The 26,005-nt window shown below is 70.9% G+C and carries 24 protein-coding genes; 10 read left to right on the top strand and 14 right to left on the bottom strand.

All coding sequences use genetic code 11. The features are described from left to right. Positions 1–17 precede the first annotated feature (17 nt). The 3 genes from cobA to UYS_RS17305 are packed head-to-tail and all read right to left on the bottom strand — an operon-like array spanning position 18 to position 3,721. The gene (gene cobA, locus UYS_RS0210840) at positions 18–962 is read right to left on the bottom strand and encodes a uroporphyrinogen-III C-methyltransferase (RefSeq protein WP_026068493.1); all 945 of its coding nucleotides are present in this window, start codon (positions 960–962) and stop codon (positions 18–20) included. Continuing rightward, positions 919–1,959 (bottom strand): molybdopterin dinucleotide binding domain-containing protein, encoded by a 1,041-nt coding sequence (locus UYS_RS18860; RefSeq protein WP_237738455.1) that lies wholly within the window; start codon positions 1,957–1,959, stop codon positions 919–921. The genes cobA and UYS_RS18860 overlap by 44 nt, the downstream gene beginning before the upstream one ends. Beyond that, complete coding sequence (locus UYS_RS17305) at positions 1,898–3,721, bottom strand: molybdopterin-dependent oxidoreductase (protein ID WP_237738454.1); 1,824 nt, start codon at positions 3,719–3,721, stop codon at positions 1,898–1,900. Before UYS_RS17305 ends, UYS_RS18860 begins: the two co-directional genes overlap by 62 nt. Before the next feature lie 352 nt (positions 3,722–4,073). Between UYS_RS17305 and UYS_RS0210830 the strand changes: the two genes are divergently transcribed. The 6 genes from UYS_RS0210830 to UYS_RS0210805 all read left to right on the top strand — a co-directional run bounded on the left by UYS_RS0210830 (position 4,074) and on the right by UYS_RS0210805 (position 12,068). Next, on the top strand, positions 4,074–4,667 hold the full coding sequence (locus tag UYS_RS0210830) for an ANTAR domain-containing response regulator (protein ID WP_016855528.1): 594 nt from the start codon (positions 4,074–4,076) through the stop codon (positions 4,665–4,667). Then, positions 4,664–5,695, top strand: coding sequence for a CmpA/NrtA family ABC transporter substrate-binding protein (locus UYS_RS0210825; RefSeq protein ID WP_016855527.1), 1,032 nt, complete (start codon positions 4,664–4,666; stop codon positions 5,693–5,695). Before UYS_RS0210830 ends, UYS_RS0210825 begins: the two co-directional genes overlap by 4 nt. Before the next feature lie 286 nt (positions 5,696–5,981). Further along, positions 5,982–7,304 carry an NAD(P)/FAD-dependent oxidoreductase gene (locus UYS_RS0210820; RefSeq protein WP_016855526.1) on the top strand — a complete coding sequence of 441 codons (1,323 nt, stop codon included), beginning with the start codon at positions 5,982–5,984 and terminating at the stop codon, positions 7,302–7,304. Continuing rightward, positions 7,301–9,817 carry a nitrite reductase large subunit NirB gene (nirB, locus tag UYS_RS0210815; protein ID WP_016855525.1) on the top strand — a complete coding sequence of 839 codons (2,517 nt, stop codon included), beginning with the start codon at positions 7,301–7,303 and terminating at the stop codon, positions 9,815–9,817. The genes UYS_RS0210820 and nirB overlap by 4 nt, the downstream gene beginning before the upstream one ends. Before the next feature lie 173 nt (positions 9,818–9,990). Beyond that, positions 9,991–10,365, top strand: a complete 375-nt coding sequence (gene nirD / locus UYS_RS0210810) for a nitrite reductase small subunit NirD (RefSeq protein WP_040478285.1) — start codon at positions 9,991–9,993, stop codon at positions 10,363–10,365. A 287-nt stretch (positions 10,366–10,652) separates the two neighbouring features. Beyond that, positions 10,653–12,068, top strand: coding sequence for a PhoH family protein (locus tag UYS_RS0210805; protein WP_016855523.1), 1,416 nt, complete (start codon positions 10,653–10,655; stop codon positions 12,066–12,068). A gap of 99 nt (positions 12,069–12,167) precedes the next feature. On the opposite strand, the gene UYS_RS18990 is transcribed toward UYS_RS0210805, so the two are convergent. From UYS_RS18990 to UYS_RS0210775, 6 genes are all read right to left on the bottom strand, one after another. Then, entirely contained in the window at positions 12,168–12,290 is a 123-nt protein-coding gene (locus UYS_RS18990; protein ID WP_016855522.1) for a hypothetical protein, read from the bottom strand. A gap of 43 nt (positions 12,291–12,333) precedes the next feature. Continuing rightward, on the bottom strand, positions 12,334–12,552 hold the full coding sequence (locus tag UYS_RS0210795; protein WP_016855521.1) for a hypothetical protein: 219 nt from the start codon (positions 12,550–12,552) through the stop codon (positions 12,334–12,336). A 215-nt stretch (positions 12,553–12,767) separates the two neighbouring features. Further along, positions 12,768–13,436 (bottom strand): alpha/beta hydrolase, encoded by a 669-nt coding sequence (locus UYS_RS0210790; protein WP_016855520.1) that lies wholly within the window; start codon positions 13,434–13,436, stop codon positions 12,768–12,770. A gap of 72 nt (positions 13,437–13,508) precedes the next feature. Next, a complete protein-coding gene (locus UYS_RS0210785) occupies positions 13,509–15,278 on the bottom strand; it encodes an SLC13 family permease (RefSeq protein WP_016855519.1) in 1,770 nt (589 codons plus the stop codon). 145 nt (positions 15,279–15,423) lie between these two features. Then, entirely contained in the window at positions 15,424–15,630 is a 207-nt protein-coding gene (locus UYS_RS0210780; RefSeq protein WP_016855518.1) for a cold-shock protein, read from the bottom strand. Between the two features lie 248 nt (positions 15,631–15,878). Next, complete coding sequence (locus tag UYS_RS0210775; RefSeq protein ID WP_016855517.1) at positions 15,879–16,478, bottom strand: CBS domain-containing protein; 600 nt, start codon at positions 16,476–16,478, stop codon at positions 15,879–15,881. Between the two features lie 171 nt (positions 16,479–16,649). On the opposite strand from UYS_RS0210775, the gene UYS_RS0210770 reads away from it, so the two are divergent. Both UYS_RS0210770 and mntP read left to right on the top strand, forming a co-directional pair. Further along, the gene (locus UYS_RS0210770) at positions 16,650–18,290 is read left to right on the top strand and encodes an FMN-binding glutamate synthase family protein (RefSeq protein ID WP_016855516.1); all 1,641 of its coding nucleotides are present in this window, start codon (positions 16,650–16,652) and stop codon (positions 18,288–18,290) included. A 325-nt stretch (positions 18,291–18,615) separates the two neighbouring features. Further along, the gene (gene mntP / locus UYS_RS0210765; protein WP_016855515.1) at positions 18,616–19,194 is read left to right on the top strand and encodes a manganese efflux pump MntP; all 579 of its coding nucleotides are present in this window, start codon (positions 18,616–18,618) and stop codon (positions 19,192–19,194) included. A gap of 75 nt (positions 19,195–19,269) precedes the next feature. Here mntP and UYS_RS0210760 read toward each other — a convergent pair whose 3' ends face one another. Further along, positions 19,270–20,214 (bottom strand): cation diffusion facilitator family transporter, encoded by a 945-nt coding sequence (locus UYS_RS0210760; protein ID WP_016855514.1) that lies wholly within the window; start codon positions 20,212–20,214, stop codon positions 19,270–19,272. 139 nt (positions 20,215–20,353) lie between these two features. On the opposite strand from UYS_RS0210760, the gene UYS_RS0210755 reads away from it, so the two are divergent. Both UYS_RS0210755 and UYS_RS0210750 read left to right on the top strand, forming a co-directional pair. Next, a complete protein-coding gene (locus UYS_RS0210755) occupies positions 20,354–20,881 on the top strand; it encodes an HPP family protein (RefSeq protein WP_016855513.1) in 528 nt (175 codons plus the stop codon). Between the two features lie 137 nt (positions 20,882–21,018). Beyond that, positions 21,019–22,977 (top strand): metallophosphoesterase family protein, encoded by a 1,959-nt coding sequence (locus UYS_RS0210750; protein ID WP_016855512.1) that lies wholly within the window; start codon positions 21,019–21,021, stop codon positions 22,975–22,977. Positions 22,978–22,988: 11 nt separating this feature from the next. Here the strand turns inward: UYS_RS0210750 and UYS_RS0210745 are convergent, their stop codons facing one another. The 4 genes from UYS_RS0210745 to UYS_RS0210730 form a co-directional block, all read right to left on the bottom strand. After that, entirely contained in the window at positions 22,989–24,356 is a 1,368-nt protein-coding gene (locus UYS_RS0210745) for a PepSY-associated TM helix domain-containing protein (protein ID WP_026068492.1), read from the bottom strand. Positions 24,357–24,452: 96 nt separating this feature from the next. Then, positions 24,453–24,851: a DUF2946 domain-containing protein gene (locus UYS_RS0210740; protein WP_016855510.1), complete on the bottom strand. Its 399-nt coding sequence runs from the start codon at positions 24,849–24,851 to the stop codon at positions 24,453–24,455. A 109-nt stretch (positions 24,852–24,960) separates the two neighbouring features. Next, the gene (locus tag UYS_RS0210735; protein WP_016855509.1) at positions 24,961–25,452 is read right to left on the bottom strand and encodes a phosphatidylglycerophosphatase A family protein; all 492 of its coding nucleotides are present in this window, start codon (positions 25,450–25,452) and stop codon (positions 24,961–24,963) included. Between the two features lie 27 nt (positions 25,453–25,479). Next, positions 25,480–25,920, bottom strand: coding sequence for a YtoQ family protein (locus UYS_RS0210730; RefSeq protein WP_016855508.1), 441 nt, complete (start codon positions 25,918–25,920; stop codon positions 25,480–25,482). Positions 25,921–26,005 lie beyond the last annotated feature (85 nt).

Raw genomic sequence — 26,005 nt, 5'->3', positions numbered from 1 at the left:
AGATGACGCACCGTGATCTAGGAGACGAACGCCTCGGGTCTTGCCGTCACGGCCCCGGCCGGCGTCGCCTCGACCATGCGCACCACGCTGCCCACCACGATCAGGCACGGCGACGGCAGCGGCGTCTCGGCGAGGCGCGCCGGCATGTCCGCCAGGGTGCCGGTCAAGGCGGCCTGCTCGGGCAGGCTGGCGTTGGCCACCAGCATGATCGGCCAGTCGTCGGGCAGACCGGCGCCACGAAGCCCGGCACAGATCGCCTCGACCTTGGCCAGCCCCATGTAGAACACCAGGGTCTCGTCGCGGCGGGCCAGCGCCTGCCAATCCGGCGCGCCGCCCTCGCGGCACAGCTGCGCGGTGACGAAGCGCAGCTGCTGGGCGTGGGCGCGGTCGGTGAGCGGAATGCCCATCGAGGCGCAGGCCGCCGAGGCGGCGGTGATGCCGGGCACGATCTCCGCCGGGACGTCGGCCTCGGCCAGGGCCGCGAGCTCCTCGCCCATGCGGCCGAACACGCCGGGGTCGCCGCCCTTGAGACGCACCACCGACTTGCCCTGCCTCGCCAGCGTCACCAGCAGCGCGCCGATCTCGTCCTGGGACACGCTGTGGTGGCCGCTGGCCTTGCCGACGTAGTAGCGCTCGCGGCCGGCGGGGATCAGCGCCAGCACCTCCTCGCCGACCAGCCGGTCATAGACCACGGCATCGGCCTGGGCCAGCAGCCGCGCGGCCTTCAGCGTCAGCAGCTCGACGTCGCCGCTGCCGGCGCCGACCAGATGGACCCGCCCGGGGCGACACTCGCCGCGCCGCGAGACCCGCGCGGCGTCATCGTCCGCTTCGCCGACGCGACCGGCCCTCCCTCGCGGCGACAGGCCCAGCCTGGCCGAGCCCAGCCGGGCCAAGGCAGAGAAACCGCGGCGCAGGGCATCAGGCGACGCGAACGGGGATCTTGGCTTGCTCGGAGCGCGCATGGCCACTCTCCTCTTGTGTCGTGGAATCGAGCGCCTGGGCATCGGCGCCGGCGTCGACGGTGTCCGGAGCATGCTCCTCGACCAGCGACTTGAGCTCGGGAATGCAGCTGCCGCACTGGGTGCCGCAGGCGAGCCGTGCGCCCAGCGCCTCGACGCTGGCGTCGCCGGCGCGGATGGCCTCGACGATGGTCGTCTGGCCCACCTGATGGCAGCTGCACACCAGCGGGCCGGCATCGGCCTCGCCGGCGTCGCAGCCGGCCAGCAGCCGGCGACGCACGTCGCCCTCGAGCGTCGCCTCGGCGAAGCGCGCATCGAGCCAGGAAAGCCCCGGCAGCTCGGCGGGCGGCGCCACCATCAGCCACCAGCGCAGCCGGCCGTTCTCGAGCCCCGCGGCGCGCAGCCGACCGCCGGCCGGGTCGTCGCTCCACAGGCTCGGCGCCGTGGGCAGCCACTGCCGCGCCCAGGCCAGCCAGTCGCGCGGCGAATCGTCCGTCTCGCCGCCGGCGAGCTGCCAGCGCTGGCAGTGGGCCAGCGGGATGCGCGCCCAGTAGGCGCCGTCGTCGCGGCCGGCGAAGTCGCCGGCTTCGCCCGGGGCGATCAGCAGGGTCGCCTCCCAGCCCACCGCCAGCGGCGCCAGGCTCACCGCGCCGTGCTTGGCTTCGGGCTGGCCGGAGATCGGGTCGAGATGGGCGGCGAGCAGGCCGCCGGTGCGCGCCGCGCCGGTGAAGCGGTCGGTCCAGTGCATCGGCACGAAGGCCTCGCCGCGGCGCTGGCCCTTGGTCAGCCGCACCCGGGCGCGGTACTCGCCGCCGGCGCCGGTCAGCCGCGCCAGCTGCTGGTCGCCGACGCCGAAGGCGGCGGCGTCCTCGGGGGTGATCTCGGATGAAGGGCTCGGCGCGGTGATTCGATCAGCCGCGGCGCCCGGGCGGTGCGGGTCATGGGTGTGCCACTGGGTCGCGCACCCGGCCGGTGTTGAGGCGCAGCGGACGCGCGGCACTGAGCGCCTGTTCGGGGCCGCGCGGACGCACCGGCAGCAGCCGGGCCCGGCCGTCCGCGGTGGCGAAGCGACCGTCCTCGAACAGCCGCGCGGTGCCGCGGGGGGCCTCGGCGGTCACCGGCCACTGGATCGGCGCCAGGGCGTCGTAGCCGGCGCGTTCGAGCCCCGCCAGCGCCGAGATGTCGAACGGCCGCGCCTCGTGGCCCGGCTGCCCGGGGGCGTTCTCGAAGCCGGAGAGCCGGGCGTGCTCGGCGAAGATCTCGCCGGGATGGCCGTAGTCGAAGGCCTCGCCGAAACCCAGCCGGCGCGCCGCCTCGCACACGATCCACCAGTCGTGGCGCGCCTCGCCCGGCGGCGGCAGCATCCCGCGCTGGCGCGAGATCCGACGCTCGGAGTTGGTCACGGTGCCGTCCTTCTCCGACCACGACGAGGCCGGCAGCACGATATCGGCGTAGGGCAGCAGGTCGGTGTCGGCCATGCATTCGGAGACGATCACCAGCGGGCACGTCTCGAGCGCCGCCCGCACCCGATTGGCGTCGGGCAGGCTGACCGCGGGATTGGTGGCCATCACCCACAGCGCCTGGATCTCGCCGCGCTCGATGGCCTCGAACAGCGCCACCGCCTTGTGCCCGGGCGCCTCGGGCAGGGTCGGCGTCAGGTGGTCGGTGGCCCAGAAGCGCGTCACGCGGTCGCGCGCGCCGGGGGAGTCGTAGTCCATGTGGGCGGCGAGCTGGTTGGCCAGCCCGCCCACCTCGCGGCCGCCCATGGCGTTGGGCTGGCCGGTGATCGAGAACGGCCCGGCGCCGGGCAGGCCGATCTTGCCGCCGGCCAGGTGGCAGTTGATGATCGCCTGGCACTTGTCGGTGCCGCTGGACGACTGGTTGATGCCCTGGGAGTAGAGGGTCACCACGTGCAGCTGGCTGGCGAACCAGTAGAAGAAGGTCTCCAGCCGCTCGGCGTCGACGTCGCAGTCGGCGGCGATGGCCGCGATGGACACGTCGTCCTCGCGGGCCGCGGCCAGGGCCGCGTCGAGCCCGTCGGTATGCTTGCCCAGATAGACGTCGTCGAGCCGGCCCTTGTCGGCCATCCAGGCCAGCAGGCCGGTGAACAGCCGGGCGTCGCTGCCGGGCCTGAGCCCCAGGTACAAATCGGCGATCTCGCAGCTGTCGGTGACCCGCGGGTCGATCACCACCACTCGCATCAGCGGATTGCGACTCTTGGCGGTGCGCAGGCGCTGATAGAGCACCGGATGGTTCCAGGCCAGGTTGGACCCCACCAGCACCAGCAGCTCGGCCTCCTCCAGGTCCTCGTAGCAGCACGGCACGGCGTCGGCGCCCAACGAGCGCTTGTAGGCGGCCACCGCCGAGGCCATGCACAGCCGCGAGTTGGTATCCAGGTGCGGCGTGCCGAGAAAGCCCTTGAACAGCTTGTTGGCGACGTAATAGTCCTCGGTCAGCAGCTGGCCGGACAGGTAGGCCGCCACGGCGTGATCGCCGGCGCGCTCGCGGGTGGCCTGGAGGCGGCCGGCCACCGCCTCGAGGGCGGTGTCCCAGTCGACCTCGACGCCGTCGACCCGGGGCCGGGTCAGGCGGCCGTGATCGCCCAGGGTCTCGGCCAGCGCCGAGCCCTTGACGCACAGCCGCCCGTAGTTGGCCGGGTGGTCGCCGTCGCCCTCCACGCCGGTGATGCGCCCGTCCTCGATGTCGGCCGTCACGCCGCAGCCGACGCCGCAGTAGGGGCAGGTGGTGCGCGCCTGTTGCATGCTGCTCTCCTCGATCATGGTCCCGACACGACGACGCCCACCGCCATGCCGGGTGGCACGGGGGTGGGCGTCGTTGCCGTGAGTCGCCGCCGTGGCGACTCGGGAATGTCTTTCCATGAGAAAAGCAAACGGCATGCCAGGCGGAAGGAAAGCGTCGGCACTCAAGCCATCTCGGCCGTCTCGGCGATCTCGCCTGCACCAGCCGGCGGCATTTTCCGCCCCGCTCCGCCTCTTCGTGGTGCAAAAGGACGGCGTCGGCGACCGATGCACCACCGTCGCTCGGCGCCGATGCGGCTGGAATGGCTCTTGCATGAACTGGGCCTGACCGTTTCCCCATCACGAGCCCTATGCCATGCCCCAGCCCTTGCGAATCCTGCTGGTCGACGACGAGAGCGTGCGCGCCGCCATGGTCGAGGAGGCCCTCGGCCAGGAGGGGCACGAAGTGATCTGCCACCTGCAGAGCCCGGCCAGCCTCAACGACATGGTCGAGCGCCACGCGCCCGACGTGGTCATCATCGACATGGAATCCCCCGACCGCGACACCCTCGACAGCATGTCGCAGCTGCACCGGGAGAACCCGCGGCCGGTGGTGTTCTTCGCCGACCAGCACGACCCCGACTCCATGCAGGCCGCCCTCAAGGCCGGCGTCAGCGCCTACGTGGTCGACGGCCTGGTGCCTACCCGGGTCCGGGCGATCCTCGAGGTCGCCGTGGCCCGCTTCGACGCCTTCCAGTCGATGCGCCAGGAGCTCGACCGCACCCGCACCCAGCTCGCCGACCGCAAGCGCATCGAGAAGGCCAAGGGCATGCTGATGAAGCACCAGGACTGCGACGAGCCCCAGGCCTACCAGACGCTGCGCAAGCTGGCCATGGACCGCGGCCAGCGCATCGGCGAGGTGGCCGGCAACGTGATCGATATCCTCGAAGGACTGGAGAAAGGCCTATGAGCATGCCCCATGCCCCCGAGCGTCCCCGACTGACCCTGGGCATCGTCCCGCTGCTGGACGCCGCCCTGCCGATCGTCGCCCGGGAAGGCGGCTTCTTCGCCGCCGAGGGGCTCGACGTCACGCTGTCGCGGGAGAGCGCCTGGTCGACCCTGCGCGACAAGCTGGCCGCCGGCATGCTCGACGGCGCCCAGCTGCTGGCCCCGCTGCCGCTGGCCATGAGCCTCGGCGCCTCCGGGCCGCCCTGCGACGTCCTGGCGCCGCTGGTGCTCGGCCGCAACGGCAATACCCTGGTGCTGTCGTCCTACTGGGCGGAAGGCATGGCCACGCCCCTCGACGGCTCGCCCGGCGGCCGGGACCCGGCCGTCAACGCCCGCGACTTCGCCGAGCGGCTGCGCCGGCGCGGCGCGCCACGTCCGCGGCTGGCCATGGTCCACCCCTTCTCCGGCCACCACTACCAGCTGCGCGACTGGCTGACCCTGGGCGGCCTCGACCCCGATCGCGACGTCGAGCTGGTCGCCCTGCCGCCGTCGCGCATGGTCGAGGCCCTCGAGCAGGGGCGCATCGACGGCTTCTGCGTCGGCGAGCCCTGGGGCAGCCAGGCCGCCCAGCGCGGCGGCGGGCATGTCGTCGCCACCGGCGCCCAGCTGTGGCCCGACCATCCCGAGAAGATGCTCGGCGTGACCCGCGACTGGGCCGGGCGCCACCCCGCCACCCTCGCGGCCATGATCCGCGCCCTGGTCGCCGCCGCCGACTGGCTGGCCGAGGCGCCCGAGCACCGTCGCCAGGCCCGGGACTGGCTGGCCCTGCCGCCCTATCTGGATCGCGCCCTGGAGCATCTGCCGACGCTGCCGCTGGGCGAGCCGCCGGTGGCACAGCGCCTCACCGGGCTGCGCCCGGAGGTCGGCGAGATGGCAAGGGTCGTGGACCACCTGTCCCGCCAGCTCGATGTCCCCCTCCGGCGCGGCGTGGTCGAGGCCTGCTACAGCCCCGTGCATTTCGATGCCGCGACGCACCAGGAGCGTGCATGACGGCGCCGTCAGGGGCCGCCCCGGCGGCGGTCATCGCCCGGCGATGATTATTTAACTCTCTGAGTTTTCTGACTTTCACCCTGTCCTGGCCCGAACCTTGATAGGAACAGGCCAGAACGGAGGGCCCGGCCCTTCGGCGGTCAACGGCGATCGCACCTCGAAGTCCAGACGAAGACGTCTCCACGCTCCCCAATGCCGGGGAGCGTCGAGGCGTCTTCTGCGTTTATGGAGGGAATCCGAGATGAGTCCCGATGACCCGACAGCCACCGCCTTGCCCGATGGCCCCATGCCATCGCCCGCGGCGCCCGTCGATCACCTGGTGATCGTCGGCAACGGCATGGCCGGCCAGCGACTGGTCGAGGCGCTGGTCCAGCGCGAGGGCGCGCCGCGCCGCATCACCCTGATCGGCGCGGAGGCCTGCCCCGCCTACAACCGCATCCTGCTGTCGCCGCTGCTGGCCGGCGAGATGGAACGCGAGGCGCTGACCCTGCGCGACGCCGACTGGTACGCCGAGCGCGGCGTCGAGCTGGTGCTCGGCGAACGGGTCGAGCGCATCGATCGCGCCGCCCGCCGCCTGACCACCGCCGGCGGCCGCGAGATCGCCTACGACCGCCTGGTGCTGGCCACCGGCTCCACCCCCGCCCTGCCGCCGGTCGACGGCCTCGAACTCGACGGCGTGCACGCCTTCCGCGATCTGGACGACGCCGCCGCCCTGACCCGCGCCGCCGAGCGCGGCGGCCGCGCGGTGGTGATCGGCGGCGGCCTGCTGGGCCTGGAGGCCGCCGAGGGACTACGCAAAAGAGCGCGTGCCGGCCTGTCGGTGAGCGTGCTCCAGCGCGCCTCGCGGCTGATGAACCGCCAGCTCGACGCCACCGCCGCCGGCCTGCTCCAGGCCGAGCTCGAGGGCCGCGGGCTCGAGATCGTCACCGGCGCCGACCTGGAACGCCTGGAGGACGACGGCCGGGGCCGCGTCTGCGCCGTGCGCCTGGCCGACGGCCGCCGGCTGCCCGCGGACTGCGTGGTGCTGGCCATCGGCATCGCGCCCAGCGTCGAACTGGGTCGCCGAGCCGGCCTCGAGGTCCACCGCGGCATCGTCGTCGACGACCGCCTGACCAGCAGCGACCCGGCCATCCACGCCCTGGGCGAATGCTGCGAGTTCGAGGGCCGCACCTATGGCCTGGTCGAGCCGATCTGGCGCCAGGTCGAGGTGCTGGCCGCCCGGCTGGCCGGCGAGGACGTCGAGGGCTACGTGGAAGCGCCCACCGCGACCAAGCTCAAGGTCAGCGGCATCTCGCTGTACGCCTTCGGCCCCATCGAGCCCGACGTCGACCACGAGGTGCTGACCTACCACGACCCCGAACACGGCGACTATCGCCGGCTGCTGCTGCGCGACGGCCGCCTCGAGGGCGCCGTGCTCTATGGCGATACCGCCGCCGGCCCCTGGTACTTCGCCGAGGCGCTGGCCGGCCGCCATCTCGACGCCTGCCGTCAGGCGCTGCTGTTCGGCCCGGCCGATGCCAGGGCCCTGCTCGACGCCACGAAGGCCGAAGCACCGAATCCCGCCACGCCCCACGCCCAGGACCGCTCCCCGCAGGAGGAAGCCGCATGAACACGCCCAGCCAAGCAACTCCCCCGCTGATCATCATCGGCAACGGCATGGTCGGCCATCATCTGGTCGAACAGCTGATCGAACGCGGCGCCACCGAGCACTACCGCATCACGGTGTTCGGCGAGGAGCGCCACCGCGCCTACGACCGCGTTCACCTGTCCGAGTACTTCGCCGGCCGGGACGCCCAGTCCCTGGCCCTGTGCGACGCCGACTTCTACGCCGAGCACGGCATCGAGCTGCGCCTCGCCGAGGAGGTCACCGCCATCGATCGCGACGCCAGCGAGGTGATCACCGAGCGGGGCCGCTATCCCTATGCGCGGCTGGTGCTGGCCACCGGCTCCTTCCCCTTCGTGCCGCCGATTCCCGGCCACGAGCGCGACCACTGCCTGGTCTATCGCACCCTGGACGATCTCGACGCCATCCGCACGGCGGCCGCGGACGCCACCACCGGCGTGGTGGTCGGCGGCGGCCTGCTGGGCCTGGAGGCGGCCAACGCCCTGCGCGGCCTGGATCTCGACACCGCCGTGGTCGAGTTCGCCCCCCGGCTGATGCCGATGCAGGTCGACGCCGAGGGCGGCGAGCTGCTGCGCGAGAAGATCGAGGCGCTGGGCGTGCAGGTGCTCACCGACCGCGCCACCCAGCACATCGAGGACGGCCAGGCCAGCCGCCACCGCATGGTGTTCCAGGACGACAAGGTGCTGGAGACCGACCTGATCGTGTTCTCCGCCGGCATCCGCCCCCGCGACCAGCTGGCCCGCGACTGCGCGCTGGAGATCGGCGAGCGCGGCGGCGTGGTGATCGACGACCGCTGCCTGACCAGCGACCCGGCGATCCTCGCCGTCGGCGAGGTGGCGCTGTGGCAGAACAGCATCTTCGGCCTGGCGGCCCCCGGCTACCAGATGGCCAAGGCCGCCGCCGACACCCTGCTGGGCGGCGAGCTGACCTTCGACGGCGCCGACATGAGCACCAAGCTCAAGCTGCTCGGCGTGGACGTGGGCGCCATCGGCGACGCCCACGGCAGCCGCAGCCCCGGCGCACGGACCTTCCGCTACCTCGACGAGCTCAAGCAGGAATACCGCAAGCTGGTGGTCTCCGGCGACGGCAGGAAGCTGCTCGGCGCCATGCTGGTGGGCAACAACGACGCCTACGACACCCTGATGCAGTACTACAGCAATGGCCTGGAGCTGCCGGAGGATCCGGCGGCGCTGATCGTGCCGTCCTCCGAGGGCGCGCCGACGCTCGGCGCCGACGCCCTGCCCGACGACGCCACCATCTGCTCGTGCCACAACGTCACCAAGGCCGCGATCTGCGAAAGCCTCGACGCCGGCGCCATGGACCTCGGCGCGGTCAAGGCCGAGACCAAGGCCAGCACCGGCTGCGGCGGCTGCGCGGCGCTGCTCAAGAACGTGGTCGATCACGAGCTCGAGGCCCGCGGCGTGGAGGTCGACACCTCGATCTGCGAGCACTTCGCCCACACCCGCCAGGAGCTGTTCGACATCGTGCGGGTCGAGGGCATCCGGACCTTCGGCGAGCTGATCGACAAGCACGGCGCTTCCCACGACCATCGCCTGGGCTGCGATATCTGCAAGCCGGCGGTGGCCTCGATCCTGGCCTCCTGCTTCAACGAGCCGATCACCGACGCCGCGCACATCCCGCTGCAGGACACCAACGACACCTTCATGGCCAACATGCAGAAGAACGGCACCTACTCGGTGGTGCCGCGGGTGCCGGGCGGCGAGATCACCCCGGACAAGCTGATGGTGCTGGGCCAGGTGGCGCAAGAATACGGGCTTTACACCAAGGTCACCGGCGGCCAGCGCATCGACCTGTTCGGCGCCCGCCTGGAGGACCTGCCCGACATCTGGGGCGAGCTGATCGCGGCCGGCTTCGAGACCGGCCACGCCTACGGCAAGTCGCTGCGCACCGTGAAGTCCTGCGTCGGCAGCACCTGGTGCCGCTACGGGGTGGCCGACAGCGTGGGCATGGCGATCCGGCTCGAGCATCGCTACAAGGGCCTGCGCTCGCCGCACAAGCTCAAGTTCGCGGTCTCCGGCTGCACCCGCGAATGCGCGGAGGCCCAGAGCAAGGACATCGGCGTGATCGCCACCGAGCACGGCTGGAACCTCTACGTGTGCGGCAACGGCGGCATGCGCCCGCGCCACGCCGAGCTCTTCGCCACCGACCTCGACGACGCGCAGCTGATCGCGATCATCGACCGCCTGCTGATGTTCTACGTGCGCACCGCCGACCGCCTGCAGCGCACCTCGGTGTGGCGCGAGAACCTGGAGGGCGGCCTCGACTACCTCAAGGCCGTGGTGCTCGAGGACAGCCTGGGAATCAACGAGGAGCTCGAGGCCCAGATGCAGACCGTGATCGACAACTACGAGTGCGAGTGGGCGGGCGCCATCAACGATCCGGAGAAGCTCAAGCGCTTCCGCAGCTTCGTCAACGATGCGCGCCCCGACCCGGACATCATCGTCACCGAAGAGCGCGGCCAGTTGAGACCCGCGTAAGGCATCGCGCTTCCGATAGCGGGATCGACGCCGGGGACAAGCCTAAGCGAGGGGTTTTTGGCCATGGATGGCCAAAGTAGCGCCCAGGGATGGGTTCATAGCGCCCTCGCGTGGCTTGTCGCCGGAGAGTCGACCGCCATTGATACCTGGCCATTCGCTCCCGAGGAATATCCATGACCACCGCAACCGCAGCAGCCCCGACCATGACCCCGACCTGGCAGACCCTCTGCACCCGCGCCGACCTGGTGGCCCACTCCGGCGTCGCCGCCTGGATCGAGACCGCCGAGGGCACGGCCCAGGTGGCCCTCTTCTACCTGCCTGGCCACGCCACCGAGCTCTACGCCGTGGATCATCGCGATCCCTTCTCCGGCGCCAACGTCATCGCCCGCGGCATCGTCGGCGACGCCCGGGGCGAGCCGGTGGTGGCCTCCCCGCTCTACAAGCAGCACTTCCGCCTCGACGACGGCCAGTGCCTGGAGGACGACGCGATCCGCCTGCGCACCTGGCCGGCGCGCCTCGAGGGCGACGAGGTACAGATCCTGACCTGATGCTGCCCGCCCGAATGCCCCCGACCGGCGCCATGGCGCCGGTCGTTCTCGCCGCGGCGTTGAGAAAACGTCGATTGTGCGAAGCAGCAGAATTGGCCCATGCTGGAATCGAAAACCACATGTGACGGTCTGATGAACAGACCGCTGCCATCAACGAGGAGGTGAGCCCGGAGCCCAGGCCTGCACGTCGCGTCTGTCACGGAACCGACATCCCGCGCTGACAGTGTCGACATCGAGGCGTCATCTGTTTTGACGTCGTCCCGGTGATTATCAGGAGAGCCGCGCCGATGGTACGCATCGACAAGAAAGCCACCCGGCTTTACGTGCTGGACACCAATGTCCTGATCCACGACCCCGCCGCCCTCTATCAGTTCGATGAGCACGAAGTGGTCATCCCCATGACCGTGCTCGAGGAGCTCGACAAGCACAAGAACGGCATTCGCGAAATCGCCCGCACCGCCCGGCAGGTCAGCCGGACCCTCTCGGACCTCACCGCCAACGTCGATCTCAGCCAGATCCGCGAAGGCATTCCCATCCCGCGTCTCAACGGCCCCGAAGGCCGCCTGCGCCTGCTCTGCTACGACGATCTCGAGACCCCGGATCACCTCGAGAACAGCCCCGACAACCGCCTGCTGACCGAGACCTGCCGGCTGCGCGACGAGCGCGCCGACGCCTCGGTGATCCTGGTCACCAAGGACATCAACCTGCGGGTCAAGGCCGCCGCGGTGGGCGTGCCGGTGGAGGACTACCTCACCGATCGCGCCTTCGACGACAGCGACGCCATGCTCGGCGGCGCCCGCGTCTACCCCGAGGCGGGCCCCGACGGCCGCGGCCTGTGGGAGAGCCTCAAGGCCGACGTCAAGGTCGAACGCGACGACAGCGGCAAGGTGGTGTATCGCCTCAACGGCGAGATCCCCGCCGACTGGCACCTGGGCATGCTGGTCTCCGACAGCGACGACGAGGCCAGCTTCGAGGCCATCGTGCGCGACCTGGGGCCGAAGCACGCGCATCTGGAGCTGCTCACCAACTATCGGCACGGCGCCAGCGTGTGGGGCGTTCACGCCCACGACAGCCGGCAGAACTTCACCCTCAACCTGCTGATGGACGACGAGGTCGACCTGGTCACCATCGCCGGCAGCGCCGGCACCGGCAAGACCTTCATGACACTCGCCGCCGCCTTCCAGCAGACCCTCGACACCAAGCGCTTCGAGCGCATCGTGTTCACCCGGGCGCCGATCTCGATGAGCGAGGACATCGGCTACCTGCCCGGCACCGAGGAGGAGAAGATGTCGCCCTGGATGGGCGCCTTCCACGACAACATGGACAACCTGCTGCGCGACGAGCACGACGGCAGCACCACCTGGAACCAGGAGGCCACCCGCCAGCTGCTGGGCTCGCGGGTGCAGATCCGCGCCCCGGGCTTCATGCGCGGCCGCACCCTCAACGACACCTTCCTGATCATCGACGAGGCACAGAACTTCACGCCCAAGCAGCTCAAGTCGCTGCTGACCCGGGCCGGGCGCAACACCAAGATCGTCTGCCTGGGCAACGTGGGGCAGATCGACACGCCCTACCTCACCGCCAATACCTGCGGCATGGCGGCGGTGGTGCAACGCTTCCGCGACTGGCCCCACGCCGGCCACGTCACCCTGAAGAGCGTCGAGCGCTCGCGTCTGGCCCTGGCCGGCGAGGAGCTGCTCTGACTCTCGGACGCCTCGCCTGAACGACACGGGCCGGCACCTTTCGGTGCCGGCCCGTTGGTTGTCATGCAGACGGCGTCTGGCGCCGTGACGATAACCGCATCAGCTGCCGCGGTTGAAGACCTTCTCGATCGGCGCCTCGCTCTCGCTGCCCGGCCCCTTCTTCAGCACCTTGCAGGCATCGTGATAGAGGCTGACGAAGCGCTGGCAGGAGGCGCAGTGCACACGATCATCGGGCTTCTTGATGCTGCCGATGCCGAACGTCGCATCAGCCGCCGCGGTTGAAGGCCTTCTCGATCAGCGCCTCGCTCTCGCTGCCGGGGCCCTTCTTCAGCACCTTGCAGGCATCGTGATAGAGGCAGACGAAGCGCTGGCAGGAGGCGCAGTGCACACGATCATCGGGCTTCTTGATGCTGGAGACCCGCATCAGCTGGCTCCCGCAGCTGGGGCAGCCGACCGGGAGGCGAAGGTCTTCTGACAGAGACATCGGTGACTCCTTTCCATTGGATTCCGTCCCTTATCCTGCCGCAATCCCGGGGGGGTTCGCTACCGGCCCGACGCATCAGGGGCCCATCACGGCATGGCGCCCCGCCCGCTTGGCGATGCGCTGCGTCGAGGCGGCGGCGCACCCGCCGCTGCCGCCATCTCGGCCGGCAGCAGCGCTCGCGAAAGCTCGGCGGGAGCGCTTCGGAATCCTGGGGATCAGCGGCCCAACCGGGCGGCGATCCAGGGGCCGATGTCCGCCACCTGCTGCGGGCAGACGGCATGGGCCATGGGGTACTGGCGATAGCGGACCGGGTAGCCCAGGGCCTCGAGGCGGTCGCGGGCGGCCTGGCCCAGCGCCTCCGGCACCACCGGATCGGCGTTGCCGTGATGGATCTCGATCGGCAGGTCACGGTTGGCCGCGGCCGGCTCGAGGCTGTCGACGGTGGCCAGGTAGGTGGACATGGCGAGCAGCCCGCCCAGCCGCTCGGGGAAGGTCAGCGCCGCCTGATAGGCCACCGCGCCGCCCTGGGAGAAGCCGGCGATGATGATCCGCTCGGCGGGCACGCCCTGGGCGATCTGCTCGTGCACCAGCCCTTGGATGCGCTCGGCGGATGCCCTGAGCTGGGCCTCGTCGACGCGGCGATCGAGGCTGGCCTCGAGGATGTCGTACCAGGCCGGCATGGTCATGCCGCCGTTGATGGTCACCGGCAGGCGCGGCGCGTGGGGCAGGATGAAGCGGACGTCGAGGTCGTCCGGCAGCCCCAGGGCCGGCACCAGCGGCTCGAAGTCGTGGCCGTCGGCGCCCAGGCCGTGGAGGATGAACACGCAGGCGTCGGCGGGTCGCCCGCTGCGTGGCTCGATGGTCAGCTCGTCGGATGCGCTCATGGCTCGTCTCCAGCACAAAAGCGACACCCTAGCGCAAAGCGACCCGTCGAGCGAGGGGCGCCCGGCGCGGCGTCAGAACGGCCAGATCAGGGGAATCAGCCCCAGCGCCACCGCGGCGGTCAGCAGGTTGAGCGGCGCGCCCACGCGCAGGTAGTCGCCGACGCGGTAGCCGCCGGGGCCGTACACCATCAGGTTGGTCTGATAGCCGACCGGGGTCAGGAAGCTGGCCGAGGCGGCGAACATCACCGCCACCACGAAGGGCATCGGACTCACGCCCAGATGCTCGGCGGCGGCGACCACCACCGGGAAGCTGATCACCGCCGCGGCGTTGTTGGTCACCAGCTCGGTCAGCAGCGCCACCAGCAGGTAGGTGCCGATCAGCAGCCACCAGGGGTTGCCGTCGACCCAGCCCATGGCGCCCTGCGCCAGCGCCACCGCCGCGCCGTTGGCCTCCAGCGCGGCGCCCAGGCCGAAGGAGGCGGCGATGGTCAGCAGCACCTGGGTATCCATGCCGCGCTTGGCCGAGCCGATCGAGCAGCAGCCGGTGAGCACCGAGGCCGCCGCGCCCAGCATGGCGGCGCTGAGCAGGCTGGTCACGCCGCTGGCGGCGAGCAGCACCACCACCGCGAGGATGCTCCAGGCCAGCCAGGCGCGCTCGTGCACCGGCCGCGCCGAGCCGTTGACCTGGCTGATCAGCAGGAAGTCGCGAGACTGGCGGTGGCGTTCGATGAACGGCGGACGCGCCTCCAGCAGCAGCACGTCGGCCGGCTGCAGGCGAATCTGGCCCAGGTTGCCGGCCACTCGCTCGCCGCCGCGGCATACCGCCAGCACCGCGGCGCCGTAGAGGGTGCGAAAGTGGCCATCGCGGATGCGCTGGCCGATGAACTGGCACTGGTCCGAGACCACCGCCTCCACCAGGCGGCGCTCCTTGAAGTCCTTCTGCAGGCTCGACTCGTCGTGATGCGAGGGGATCAGCCCGCGGATCTGCTGCAGCTCCACGGCGCCGGCCGAGGTGCCGGCGAAGATCAGCCGGTCGCCGCCCTTGAGCCGCTCGCCGGGCCCCACCACGCTGACCACGTTGCCGTCGCGCTCGATCTCGACCAGGAACAGCTCCTGCAGATGACGCAGCCCGGCCTCCTCGACGCTGCGATCGACCAGCGGGCCGCGCGGGTCGACCTCCATCTCGATGGTGAACTCGCGGGGATTCTCGAACGCCTCGGTGGCCCCCGTGCGCGGCGGCAGCAGGCGACGCCCGACCAGCAGCAGATAGGCCAGCCCCACCGCCGCCACCGGCACGCCGACCCAGGCGATGTCGAACAGCCCCATCTCCAGCGACGGATAACGCGCGATCATCAGGCCGTGCACCACCAGGTTGGTGCTGGTGCCCATCAGGGTGATGGTGCCGCCGAGGATGGAGGCGAAGCTGAGCGGCATCAGCAGCCGGTGGGCCGGCAGGCCGAGGCGTCGGCTCCAGCTCAGCACCGCGGGAATGAAGGTGGCGACCACCGGGGTATTGTTGAGGAACCCGCTCAGCGAGGCCACGGGCAGCACCAGGCGCGCCAGGGCACGCTGCTCGCCCCGGGGGCGTCCCAGCACGTAACGGATGATCAGATCGATGCCGCCGGTCTCGCGGATGCTCGCGACCAGCACGTACATGAAGGCGACGGTGAACAGGCCGCTGCTGGAGAAGCCGGCCAGCGCCTGGTCGGGGGCGACCACGCCGAGGCCGATCAGCAGGACCAGCGCGCCCATCAGCACCATGTCGGGGCCGATACGGGTCAGCGCCATGATCGGGAAGACGGCGGCGACGACGGCGAGCGAGATCCAGGCGTCCGGGGACATGGTGGGCATTCCAGGGAGAGTACGAACCATCCCATTGTGCCGGCCGCCACATATTCTAAAAAGTTATTTTTAGAAATTCATTTATATGAAAAAGGAATTATGGCTGACCCCACCGTTGCGGCGGGGCCAGCCGTTACACCACGTCTCAGCCGATGGCCTTGATGTTGGATGCCTGCAGCCCCTTCTTGCCCTGAGTGACCTCGAAGGACACCTTCTGGCCTTCCTGCAGGGACTTGAAGCCCTCGGCCTGGATCTCGGAGAAGTGGGCGAACAGGTCGTCACCGCCGTCGTCCGGAGAAATGAAGCCAAAACCCTTGGTGTCGTTGAACCACTTGACGGTACCGGTCGCCATTGTCACATGCCTCGCATTGCCTGTTGAATCCGCGCGATGAGGGCGTCTTGCCGCTTCACGGCACGCGGCCCGCGCCCCGATGAGCGCAGGCCTGACACTATACCGCAGTCATGACGGCCCCGTTACAGCGATTTCTCACGCAGCCAGCCGCAACGGCGCCTCGTCGCCCTGGCAGGGCGCGCCGGGCTTGGCCGTTTCCGGGGCACTGGCGTCGGTCACGGTACCCGGGCGAGGGGCGGATCGAGGACTCAGAGCTCGTGGCCCAGCACCACGCGGCAGATATCGGAGAAGCTGCGCGCCTCCGGCAGCGTGGCCACGTCGGTGCCCAGCGCGCGGCCGATGTCGGCGGCCGAGATCACGCCGCGGATGCGCTGCTGGCCCAGGCGGTCGGTCTCGGTCACCAGCAGGTGCTGATCGCCGTAGGCCTCCAGCTCGCGCACCAGCTGGCCGATGGACAGGGCCGCCAGTCGCTCCATCGACAGCGCGTGCAGCTCGGCGCAGGGGGTCTGCACCATGCGCGCGGTCACGTCCTCGCGGTCGATGCCGCGACGCTGCATGGCCTGGGTGATCAGGCGGCCGCCGATCACGTCGCGGGCGTTGAGCACGCCCACGCAGTCGCCGTCGTTGTCGACCACCAGCAGCAGGCGCACGCCGGCGTGTTCCATCACCTTGCGGGCATCGACGACGGAGGTGTCGGCGGGCACGGTGAGCGGCAGCACATGCTGAAAGTCGGTGAGCACCGTCAGCGCCGGGCTGTCCGGCGAGAGACGCGGCGGCATCGGCGTGGTGATCGGGGTATGGGCCGGCAGCACGTCGAGACGGTCGGGGGAAGCGGTCAGGGTAGGCATGAGGGTTTGACTCCTTGTTCGGTCACAACCGGCTGTTCACGCCGGATGTCCCCACACTGCGCCCGCGCAGATTAAGAGAACCTTAAGGGATTTCCCGCGACGCCCCGGCGATTGACAGTCGCCCGGCCGCGGCTTGCAATAGGCCTTTCCCCATCGCAATGGAGTGCGAAGATGTCCCGACCGCCCCGCCGTTTTCTCGTCTACGGGCTGATCCTGGCCGGCCTTCTCGCCTGCCTGACCGGCCTGGTGCTGGCCCCGGCCTGGGGCTGGGCGCTCGGCGCCCTGGCCCTGGCCGCGCTGGCCGCGATGGGTACCCACGACATCGTCCAGCGCCGCCACACCGTCAGCCGCAACTATCCGGTGACGGCCCACCTGCGCTACCTGCTGGAATCCTTCGGCCCCGAGATCCGCCAGTACTTCATCCAGCGCGACACCGAGCAGGTGCCCTTCTCCCGAGAGCAGCGCAGCCTGGTCTACCGGCGCGCCAAGGGCACCATCGACAAGCAGCCCTTCGGCTCCCTCGAGGACATGCAGGCCCCCGGCTACGAGTGGATGAACCCCTCGCTGGCCCCGGCGACCATCGACGACGACGATTTCCGCGTGACCGTCGGCGCCGGGCGAGCCCGGCCCTATGACGTCAGCGTGCTCAACGTCTCGGCGATGAGCTTCGGCGCGCTGTCGCCCAACGCCATCAGCGCGCTGAACGACGGCGCCCGGCGCGGCGGCTTCTACCACGACACCGGCGAGGGCGGCATCTCGCCCTACCATCGCCGCGGCGGCGACCTGGTGTGGGAGATCGGCTCCGGCTACTTCGGCTGTCGCGACGCCAACGGTGGCTTCGACGCCGACCGCTTCGCCGAGCGCGCCACCGACGACGCGGTGAAGATGATCGAGATCAAGCTCTCCCAGGGCGCCAAGCCGGGCCACGGCGGCATCCTGCCGGGGGCCAAGGTCACCGCCGAGATCGCCGCCACCCGCGACGTGCCCGAGGGCGAGAGCGTGGTCTCGCCGCCCGCCCACAGCGCCTTCTCCACGCCCCGCGAGCTGATCGCCTTCATCTGCCGGCTGCGCGAGCTCTCCGGCGGCAAGCCGGTGGGCATCAAGCTGGCCATCGGCCATCCCTGGGAGTGGTTCGCGCTGGTCAAGGCCATGCGCGAGGAAGGCGAGCACCCCGACTTCGTGGTGGTCGACGGCGGCCAGGGCGGCACCGGCGCCGCGCCCCTGGAGTTCGCCAACCGCCTGGGCATGCCGCTGACCGACGCCCTGCTGCTGGTGCACAACGCCCTGGTCGGCGCCGGGCTGCGCGAGAAGGTCCGCGTGGCCGCCGCCGGCAAGGTGATCAGCGCCTTCGACGTCGCCCGCACCATCGCGCTGGGCGCCGACTGGTGCAACTCGGCGCGCGGCTTCATGTTCTCGCTGGGCTGCATCCAGGCCCGCAGCTGCCATAACGACCGCTGCCCCAGCGGCGTGGCCACCCAGAATGCGCTGCGCGGCAGCCGGCTCGACGTGCCGCTCAAGGCCGAACGGGTGGCGCGCTACCAGGCCGGCACCCGCGAGGCGCTGGCCGAGATGATCGGCGCCGCCGGGCTGCGCCACCCCGGCGAGCTGGGCCCCGAGCACATCATCCGCCGGGTCTCGCGCCACGAGGTGAGAACCCTGGCCACGCTGTTCGACTTCGTCGCGCCCGACGCCCTGATCCAGGGCGATGCGGCCCGCCACGCGATCTTCGCCGACTACTGGGACGGCGTCACCGCCGACAGCTGGGCCCCGCCGGAGCGCCTGATGCGGCTGCGCGAGAGCAAGCTGGTGTGAGCGACGCCCGGACGCCCGCGAGCGACGCCCCGGATGCAACCGCCTTCCGGCGATGGTAGGCTACGCCGATTCCGGTCATGGGCACCTCTCATCGCCCCTTACTGACCGGACGACCCTCGCTGGGGAGTAGCTGGCTCACGCCCGATGCGTGAGAGCGCCTGTCAACATAGTCGGCCAGATGCCGTGGCAGGTGCGCCGGCGCGTCGCTCGATACGCTCAGGTATCGCGACCGCGCCCGGTCGGCGAGACCATCGACGGTACGACGCCCAAGGCCGGGCGTGTCGTATCGTCGTGGTGAATCGCCCGGCCGGACCACGTGACTCCCATGACCCTGCTGTCCACCACCCTGCTGGCCTTCTCGATGTCCACCGACGCCTTCGCCGCCGCGATCGGCAAGGGTGCCGCCGTCGACCATCCGCGTTTCCGCGAAGCCCTGCGCACCGGCCTGATCTTCGGCGTCGTCGAGGGCCTGACCCCGCTGATCGGCTGGGCCCTCGGCCTGGGCGCCTCCCAGTACATCGCCAGCTGGGACCACTGGATCGTCTTCATCCTGCTGCTCGCCCTCGGCGTGCGCATGATCCGCGCCGGCCTCGAGACGCCGGAGCCCGACGAGGACGCCCCCGCCGCCAAGCCGGGGCGTCAGGCCTGGTGGCTGATCGCCGCCACCGCGGTGGTCACCAGCATCGACGCCCTCACCGTGGGCATCGGCCTGGCCTTCATGGAGGTCAACATCCTGCTGACCGCCCTGGCGATCGGCGCCGCCACCACCCTGATGGCCACGCTCGGCGTGATGCTGGGCCGCCGCCTCGGCGTGCTGATCGGCCAGCGCGCCGAGGTGCTCGGCGGCGTGATCCTGATCGGCATCGGCACCGTCATCCTCACCGAACACCTGGGTCTCTGGTAAGAGGCCTGTGGCAAGAGGCCTGTGGCTAGAGGCCTGTGGCAAGGGGCTGGGGGAGCCCGTCGTGAACCGCCGGCCTCAGTGGCGATGATCGCCGGACCCCGGCGCTTCCACGTCGTCGGCGCAGCGATCGCGAGACTCCAGCTGGATGGTGGCGTGAGCCACGTCGAAGCGCTCGAGCAGCACCGCCTTGATCGCCACCAGGGTCGCCTCGCGGTCGGCGCCCTCCTCCACGGCGGCGTGCAGCGACAGCAGATGACGCCCCGGCGTCATCGACCAGGCGTGAACGTGGTGCACGTCGTACACGCCGTCCAGCCGCTCGGGGAGCTCCCGCTCGATGCGCGCCACGTCCAGCGACGCCGGCGCGCCCTCGAGCAGGATATGCCCGGACTCGCGGGTCAGCCGCCAGGCGCTGCGCAGAATCAGTGCCGCCACCAGCAGCGACAGCAGCGGGTCGATCGGCGTCCAGCCGGTGGTCAGGATCACCAGCGCGGCGACGATGGCGGCCACCGAGCCCAGCAGGTCGCCCAGCACGTGCAGCGCCGCCCCGCGGATATTGAGGTTGTCGCGATCGCCCAGGTGCAGGATGGCGAACACCGCCAGATTGACCAGGAAGCCCAGGGCGGCGATGGCCAGCATCGGCGTGCCGGCCACCTCGACCGGCGACAGGAAACGCCGCAGCGCCTCAATGGCGATCCAGACCACGATGGCGATCAGCGTCAGGCCGTTGACGAAGGCGGCCAGGATCTGCACCCGGTCGTAGCCGTAGGTGCGGCGGTGATCCGCCGGACGCTGGCTGAGCCGGGCGGCGAACCAGGCCAGGGCCAGCGCCGCGGTATCGGTGAGCATATGGCCGGCATCGGCCAGCAGCGCCAGCGAACCGGACAGGATGCCGCCCGCCACCTCGGCGATCATGAAGCCGCCGGTCAGTGCCACCGCCCAGGCCAGGCGCTTCCGGCTGTCGGCGCCGGCGTGATGATGGCCATGCCCGTGGGAGTGAGCATGGTCGTGATCGTGTGCCATCCGGCCTCCTTGTCCCGAGATTTCCTGAGCGTCCCTGTAGGCGACGTCCCAGCATAACCCGGCCCGACAGGCGGGCATATCTTTACCTTCATGGTGCATCCTGACACCATATCGCACCTTTTTTGTGCACAATCCGACGATGAAGACCTACTTCCGCAAGATGCGCGGCGCCCGCTATCGCCGCGGCGACGTCGACTGGCGCGACGCCTGCTGGTCATGGCTCGGCGCCTTCGCCGGCATGAGTGCGGTGGCCTGGCTCAGCGAGCAGTGGCTGGCCCTGCACCTGCTGGTGGTCGGCTCCTTCGGCGCCACCTCGGTGCTGATCTATGCCGCCCCGGCGAGCCCCTTCGCCCAGCCCCGCAACGTGGTGCTGGGCAGCATCCTGTCGGCGCTGATCGGCGTGGCCTGCTTCCAGTGGCTGGGCGCCACGGCGATGGCCGTGGCGCTGGCGGTCTCGCTGTCGGTGCTGGCCATGCAGCTGACCGAGACCGTGCACCCACCCGGCGCGGCCTCGGCGCTGATCGCGGTGATCGGCGGCCCTGAGGTCCACGCCCTGGGCTGGTGGTTCCCGCTGGTGCCGATCGGGCTCGGCTGCACGCTGATGCTGCTGGTCGCCATCCTGGTCAACAACCTGGCCCGCCACCGCCGCTATCCCCGTCACTGGTAGGGCCGGGCCCCGTCGCTGCGCGACGACTCCCGCCCGCGACGCCTTGTCGGCTACCATGGGCTGACTCGAGCAGGGCCTGGCGTGTCGCTCACTCACGCCTCCCGACCTCATCAGCACCTTCAGGGAGCGCCTCGACAATGACGTCAGCCGATACCGCCCGTCCCGATCCCGCCGCCGCCGAACTGCCGGACGTACTCGCCGGGCCGATCCTGCGCCGCCTCGCGCCAGACCGCGTGCGGATCTGGCTGGTGGGTTCCCGGCCGCTGTCCGGCAGACTGCTGCTGCACCCGGAGGGCCACGGTCCGCGTCGGCTGGCGCTGAACGAGCGCCGGGTGCGCCGGCTGCCGCTGGGCCGCCACGCGGTGCTGCACCTGATCGACGTGGCGCTGGAGACGCCTCTGCCCGTCGGCGTGGTCATCGACTACGACCTGCGCCTGGCGGGCGAAGACGGCAACGAGACCGGCATCGCCGACTGGGCCCCGCACCTGCTGCACGAGGGCGCCCGCCGCCCGCGCTTCGTGCTGGCCGAGGACCACCGCCGGCTGCTGCACGGCTCCTGCCGCCGCCCCCACCACGACGGCCCCGACGCCCTGGTGCGCGCCGACGGCTGGCTCGCCGAGCGCCGCGACGACGCCGAGGCCTGGCCGGCCTGGCTGTTGATGACCGGCGATCAGGTCTACGCCGACGACGTGGCCGGCCCCACCCTGGTGGCCATCCACGGCCTGATCCAGCGCCTGGGCCTGTTCGACGAGCCGCTCGAGGGCGCCACCGTGGCCGACAGCCAGGGCCTCTACGCCGCCGACGCGACCTACTATCGCCGCGAGGAGCTGCTGCCCGACGTGGAGAGCAGCGCCAACCTGCGCGAGCGCGTCTTCGCCGGCGCCCGCAAGCCGGTGTTCACCTCGGCCCACGCCCGTAACCACCTGATGACCTTCGCCGAGGTCATGGCCATGTACCTGCTGGTGTGGTCGCCGGTGCCCTGGCGGCTGGTGACGATCCGCAAGCCGGCGATCTCCGCAGACGACGGCGCAGCCTTCGACGACGAGGCCGCCATCCTCGAGCGCTTCGTCGAGGGCCTGCCGGCGGCCGCCCGGCTGCTGGCCCACGTGCCGTCGCTGATGATCTTCGACGACCACGATGTCACCGACGACTGGAACCTGACCGCCGACTGGGAGGCCTGCGCCTACGGCCATCCGTTCTCGCGGCGCATCCTCGGCAACGCCCTGCTGGGCTACCTGCTGTGCCAGGGCTGGGGCAACGACCCGGAGCGGCTGGCCGCACCGATGGACGAGGCCGCCGCGCTGCTCGATGCCGCCAAGGCTAGCGACGGCTGGCTGCCCGCCGAGGCCCACGATGCCTGCCTGCACCACCTGCAGCGCTTCGAGGGCTGGGAGTTCCAGGTCCCGGGCACGCCCCGGCTGGTGGTGCTCGACACCCGCACCCGCCGCTGGCGCAGCGAGCGCAGCCCGCGCCGGCCCTCGGGGCTGATGGACTGGGAAGCGCTGTCGGACTTCCAGCAGCAGCTGCTCGACGCGCCCTCGGCGATCATCGTCTCGCCGGCGCCGATGTTCGGCGTCAAGCTGATCGAAGGCATCCAGAAGCTGTTCACCCTGGCCGGCAAGCCGCTGCTGGTGGACGCCGAGAACTGGATGGCCCACCGCGGCGCGGCCAGCGTGATGCTCAACATCTTCCGCCACTCGCGTACCCCGGGGCACTACGTCATCCTCTCCGGCGACGTGCACTACTCCTTCGCCTACGACATCCGCATCCGCCACCGGCGCGGCGGCCCGCGGCTGTGGCAGATCACCTCCAGCGGGCTCAAGAACGCCTTCCCCGACACCCTGCTCGACGCCTTCGATCGCGCCAACAGCTGGCTCTACGCGCCGCGCTCGCCGCTCAACTGGTTCACCCAGCGCCGGCCGATGCGCATCCGCCCCCGCGACCCCGACCGCGCCAAGGCCGGAGAGCGGCTGTGGAACGGCACCGGCATCGGCCTGGTGGAGCTCGATGACCAGGGCCGCCCCAGCGACATCCGCCAGCTCGACGCCCGGGGGTTTGACGTGCGCTTCCCCCCGCCCCCAGCCGAGAAGGACTAGCCGGAAAAGGACTAAGCGGTGGCCGCGCGCCTTGCTGCCCCACGGCGCCGCACCAGCGCATCCACCGCGGCCATCACGATCATCGAGGCGCCGACCAGCGGGAAGATCGCCCCGCCGATGGCCAGCAGCGCCAGCACGCCGCGCAGCCGGCGCGGATCGGTCGGGGCCGGCGGCACGCCGAGCTTCCCGGCCGGGCGGCGCTTCCACCACATCGCCGCCGCGGACACGCACAGCAGCACGATGCCGGCACAGGCCAGGGCCAGGATCAGCCGGTTGGCGAGGCCGTACTGCTGGCCCATGTGCAAGTTGATGCCCCACTCCAGGCCGCGCCCCAGCGGGCCGTAGTCGGCGTAGCCCATGTCGAGCAGCGTCTCGCCGCGATACTGGTCGAGGTGCACGACGCGCTGTCGGCTCAGGTCGTCCGGGTAGGCAGAGCCGGTATAGACGCCCGTCGGTCCGGCCGGCAGGTTGATCGCATAGCCCGGCGCCAGGCCCTTGGCGTCGAAGATCGCCACCGCGTGGTCGAGGCCGATCGGCGCGACCGCGTCGGCATTGGCCTCGGAGGTCGGGAGTTGCGCCTGCTCCAGCGACCAGGTCGTGGTCTCGCGCTCGGCCAGGCGCTCGTCGGACATCGGCACGTTGACCCGCACGCCGTCCGGATAGCCGTAGTTGTGGCCGTTGGCCAGCTCGTTGACCTTGCTGCCCCACACCGCCGACCAGGGCATGCCGGTCACGGCCAGAAACAGGATGAAGCCGCCGACGAAGAGCCCGGTCACCGCGTGCAGGTCGCGCCAGAACACCCGCTTGCCCGGCCGTCCGCGCACCGACACCACGCCGCCCCGCCGGCCCCGCGGCCACCACAGGTAGATGCCGGTCAGCACCAGCAGGATGGTCCAGCCGCCGACGATCTCGATCAGCATGCTGGCCTCGCTGCCGAACAGGCTGAGGCTGTGCAGCTGGCGGACCCACCACATCACGCTGCCCCGGTAGGGCATCTGGCCGGTCACCTCGCCGTTGTAGGGATCGACGAACACCGCCATGCGGCTGCCGTCAGGGCGGGTCACGTCGACCTCGGCGGCGCTGGACGCATCGGCCGGCGGCACATAGCGGAACGCCTCGCCGTCGACCGCGGCCAGCGCCGCGTCGCGCTGGACGCCGGGAGGCACCGTATCGGACTGACGCGCCTCGACCGTCATCATGTCGGCGTGCCACCAGCGATCGATGTCGTCGTGGAAGAGATAGAGGGCACCGGTGACCGCCAGGGAGATCAGAAACGGGAGGACGATCAGCCCGGCATAGAAGTGCCAGCGCCAGACGGCGCGATAGAGATCCTGCGCTCTGGGACGCATGGCGGGACGGCTTACGGAAGGTTGGCTCATGGGAGTCTCGCTCGAGGAAGTCGGAGGCACGCCTGCCCTCGCCTGGCGTCGTGTCGACGCCGGCGAGCGAAGGCCAGGCGATTCACATCGGGGGGATCACGAGCGAGATCGGGGTGGCGCGCGGGTCGGCGCCTGGGGGAAGACCGCCGGCCCGCCATGGGGCGAGCGGGTCGCCACGACCGGGGCGGTGATGGCGTGGGACGGCACCGGGGCAACGCTCGGCAGCAGCGCCGATAGCACCGGCATCCGCTGGAACAGCGAGCAGTAGCCGCAGGCCTCGTGCCGGTGCGGCGCCGCCTCGTTCGTCATGGCCACCGACGACGCGCCCCGGCTCATCGCCTCGTGATGCCTGCCTTGATGCGCCGCCCCGTGATGGGCCCGCTCCGCGGCGCTGAACTGGCCAATCAGCGGCCCGGCCACCACCAGCCACATCGCCAGCAGCGCGAGGCGCGCGACCGATCGGCGATAGCGGCGAGTGACGAGCGTTAGGATCATGAGCGGGGCCGGCCGGAACGAGGGGCCTCATGATAGCCCAGATGCCCCGGGGCGAGAGCCACCGCGACAGGGTGCCGCGGCGCTTCCGTCGTGACACCTGCGATACCGCTCATCGCCCGCCCTCGCCCCTTCGGCGTCGCCGCAGCCGCGCGGCGAGGCGTGAGAAGAGCCCCATCAGCGCCCAGGCGTAGAGCGCCGCCACCAGGTCATCGAGCACGATGCCGATCCCCCCGGGCATCGCCTCCACCTGGCTCACCGGCGGCGGCTTGGTGGCATCGAACAGACGGAAGACCGCGAAGGTGCCTGCCAGGGTCAGCGGATGGCGAGGCGCGGCCTGGCCGAGCATCGCCACCGGGAAGGCGACGATCTCGTCGAGCACGATGCGCCCGTCGTCCTTGCCACCCAGGGTGTCGGAGGCCAGCTGGCACAGCGGCATCGCCGCCACCAGCAGCGCGGCGGCCAGCCCCAGCCGCCAGCGACGCGAGCGGCCCAGCAGCCACCAGGCCAGCGGCAGCGCCAGCAGCGAGCCGACGGTGCCCGAGGCCCAGGGCGACAGGCCGAGACCGAAGCCGGTGGCCGGCCACATCCATAGCGCTTCCATCGCTCCTCCTCGGTGGCGGCCGCGGAATCAGCCGCGCAGCACGTGGCGCAGGATCTCGACCACCTCGGCCGGGGTGGTCGCCCAGGCCATGGCGGCGGCGTCCACTTCCTTGAGCGGGTGAACGATGTCGTCGCCGTGCAGGGTCACGTAGGGCTTGCCCAGGGCGGCGCAGTAGCCCGCGTCGAAGGCCGCGTTCCACTGCTTGTACTTGTCGCCGAAGCGCACCACCACCAGGTCGCTCCGCTCGATCAGCGTCTTGGTGCGGATGGCGTTGACCTTGGACGACTTGTGGTCGCGCCAGAAGCCCTCGCTCTGCGGGCCGAGATGATCGCCGGCCGCATCGCTGGCGTCATGGTCGGTGACCGGTGCGGTGAAGGCCACGTCCAGGCCCGCGGCCTCGGCGCCGAGACGGATCTCCTCGCGCCAGTCGGTGTGGATCTCGCCGGACAGATAGACGGTGAAGCTCATGGTGTCGGTTCTCCTCATGGGCCGGCTCGCGCCGGTCTTGTCGGTCGGATCGACAATCCTACGTCATCGCGCTTTGTGCACAAGG

It is taken from the genome of Halomonas smyrnensis AAD6 (genome assembly GCF_000265245.1).
GTDB classification, from domain to species: domain Bacteria; phylum Pseudomonadota; class Gammaproteobacteria; order Pseudomonadales; family Halomonadaceae; genus Halomonas; species Halomonas smyrnensis.
This window is presented reverse-complemented; position numbering and strand designations above follow the sequence as displayed.

Bases quoted from the DNA above. Each gene is read 5' to 3' on its own strand.
- UYS_RS0210760 (WP_016855514.1), bottom strand. From the start codon at position 20,214: ATGGCACACGATCACGACCATGCTCACTCCCACGGGCATGGCCATCAT.
- UYS_RS0210795 (WP_016855521.1), bottom strand. From the start codon at position 12,552: ATGTCTCTGTCAGAAGACCTTCGCCTCCCGGTCGGCTGCCCCAGCTGC.
- UYS_RS0210755 (WP_016855513.1), top strand. From the start codon at position 20,354: ATGAAGACCTACTTCCGCAAGATGCGCGGCGCCCGCTATCGCCGCGGC.
- UYS_RS0210745 (WP_026068492.1), bottom strand. From the start codon at position 24,356: ATGAGCCAACCTTCCGTAAGCCGTCCCGCCATGCGTCCCAGAGCGCAG.
- UYS_RS0210735 (WP_016855509.1), bottom strand. From the start codon at position 25,452: ATGGAAGCGCTATGGATGTGGCCGGCCACCGGCTTCGGTCTCGGCCTG.
- UYS_RS0210825 (WP_016855527.1), top strand. From the start codon at position 4,664: ATGAGCATGCCCCATGCCCCCGAGCGTCCCCGACTGACCCTGGGCATC.
- UYS_RS0210730 (WP_016855508.1), bottom strand. From the start codon at position 25,920: ATGAGCTTCACCGTCTATCTGTCCGGCGAGATCCACACCGACTGGCGC.
- UYS_RS0210740 (WP_016855510.1), bottom strand. From the start codon at position 24,851: ATGATCCTAACGCTCGTCACTCGCCGCTATCGCCGATCGGTCGCGCGC.
- cobA (WP_026068493.1), bottom strand. From the start codon at position 962: ATGCGCGCTCCGAGCAAGCCAAGATCCCCGTTCGCGTCGCCTGATGCC.
- nirB (WP_016855525.1), top strand. From the start codon at position 7,301: ATGAACACGCCCAGCCAAGCAACTCCCCCGCTGATCATCATCGGCAAC.
- UYS_RS0210780 (WP_016855518.1), bottom strand. From the start codon at position 15,630: ATGGCGACCGGTACCGTCAAGTGGTTCAACGACACCAAGGGTTTTGGC.
- nirD (WP_040478285.1), top strand. From the start codon at position 9,991: ATGACCACCGCAACCGCAGCAGCCCCGACCATGACCCCGACCTGGCAG.
- UYS_RS0210820 (WP_016855526.1), top strand. From the start codon at position 5,982: ATGCCATCGCCCGCGGCGCCCGTCGATCACCTGGTGATCGTCGGCAAC.
- UYS_RS0210805 (WP_016855523.1), top strand. From the start codon at position 10,653: ATGGTACGCATCGACAAGAAAGCCACCCGGCTTTACGTGCTGGACACC.
- UYS_RS0210790 (WP_016855520.1), bottom strand. From the start codon at position 13,436: ATGAGCGCATCCGACGAGCTGACCATCGAGCCACGCAGCGGGCGACCC.
- UYS_RS17305 (WP_237738454.1), bottom strand. From the start codon at position 3,721: ATGCAACAGGCGCGCACCACCTGCCCCTACTGCGGCGTCGGCTGCGGC.
- UYS_RS0210770 (WP_016855516.1), top strand. From the start codon at position 16,650: ATGTCCCGACCGCCCCGCCGTTTTCTCGTCTACGGGCTGATCCTGGCC.
- UYS_RS0210775 (WP_016855517.1), bottom strand. From the start codon at position 16,478: ATGCCTACCCTGACCGCTTCCCCCGACCGTCTCGACGTGCTGCCGGCC.
- UYS_RS0210830 (WP_016855528.1), top strand. From the start codon at position 4,074: ATGCCCCAGCCCTTGCGAATCCTGCTGGTCGACGACGAGAGCGTGCGC.
- UYS_RS0210785 (WP_016855519.1), bottom strand. From the start codon at position 15,278: ATGTCCCCGGACGCCTGGATCTCGCTCGCCGTCGTCGCCGCCGTCTTC.
- mntP (WP_016855515.1), top strand. From the start codon at position 18,616: ATGACCCTGCTGTCCACCACCCTGCTGGCCTTCTCGATGTCCACCGAC.
- UYS_RS0210750 (WP_016855512.1), top strand. From the start codon at position 21,019: ATGACGTCAGCCGATACCGCCCGTCCCGATCCCGCCGCCGCCGAACTG.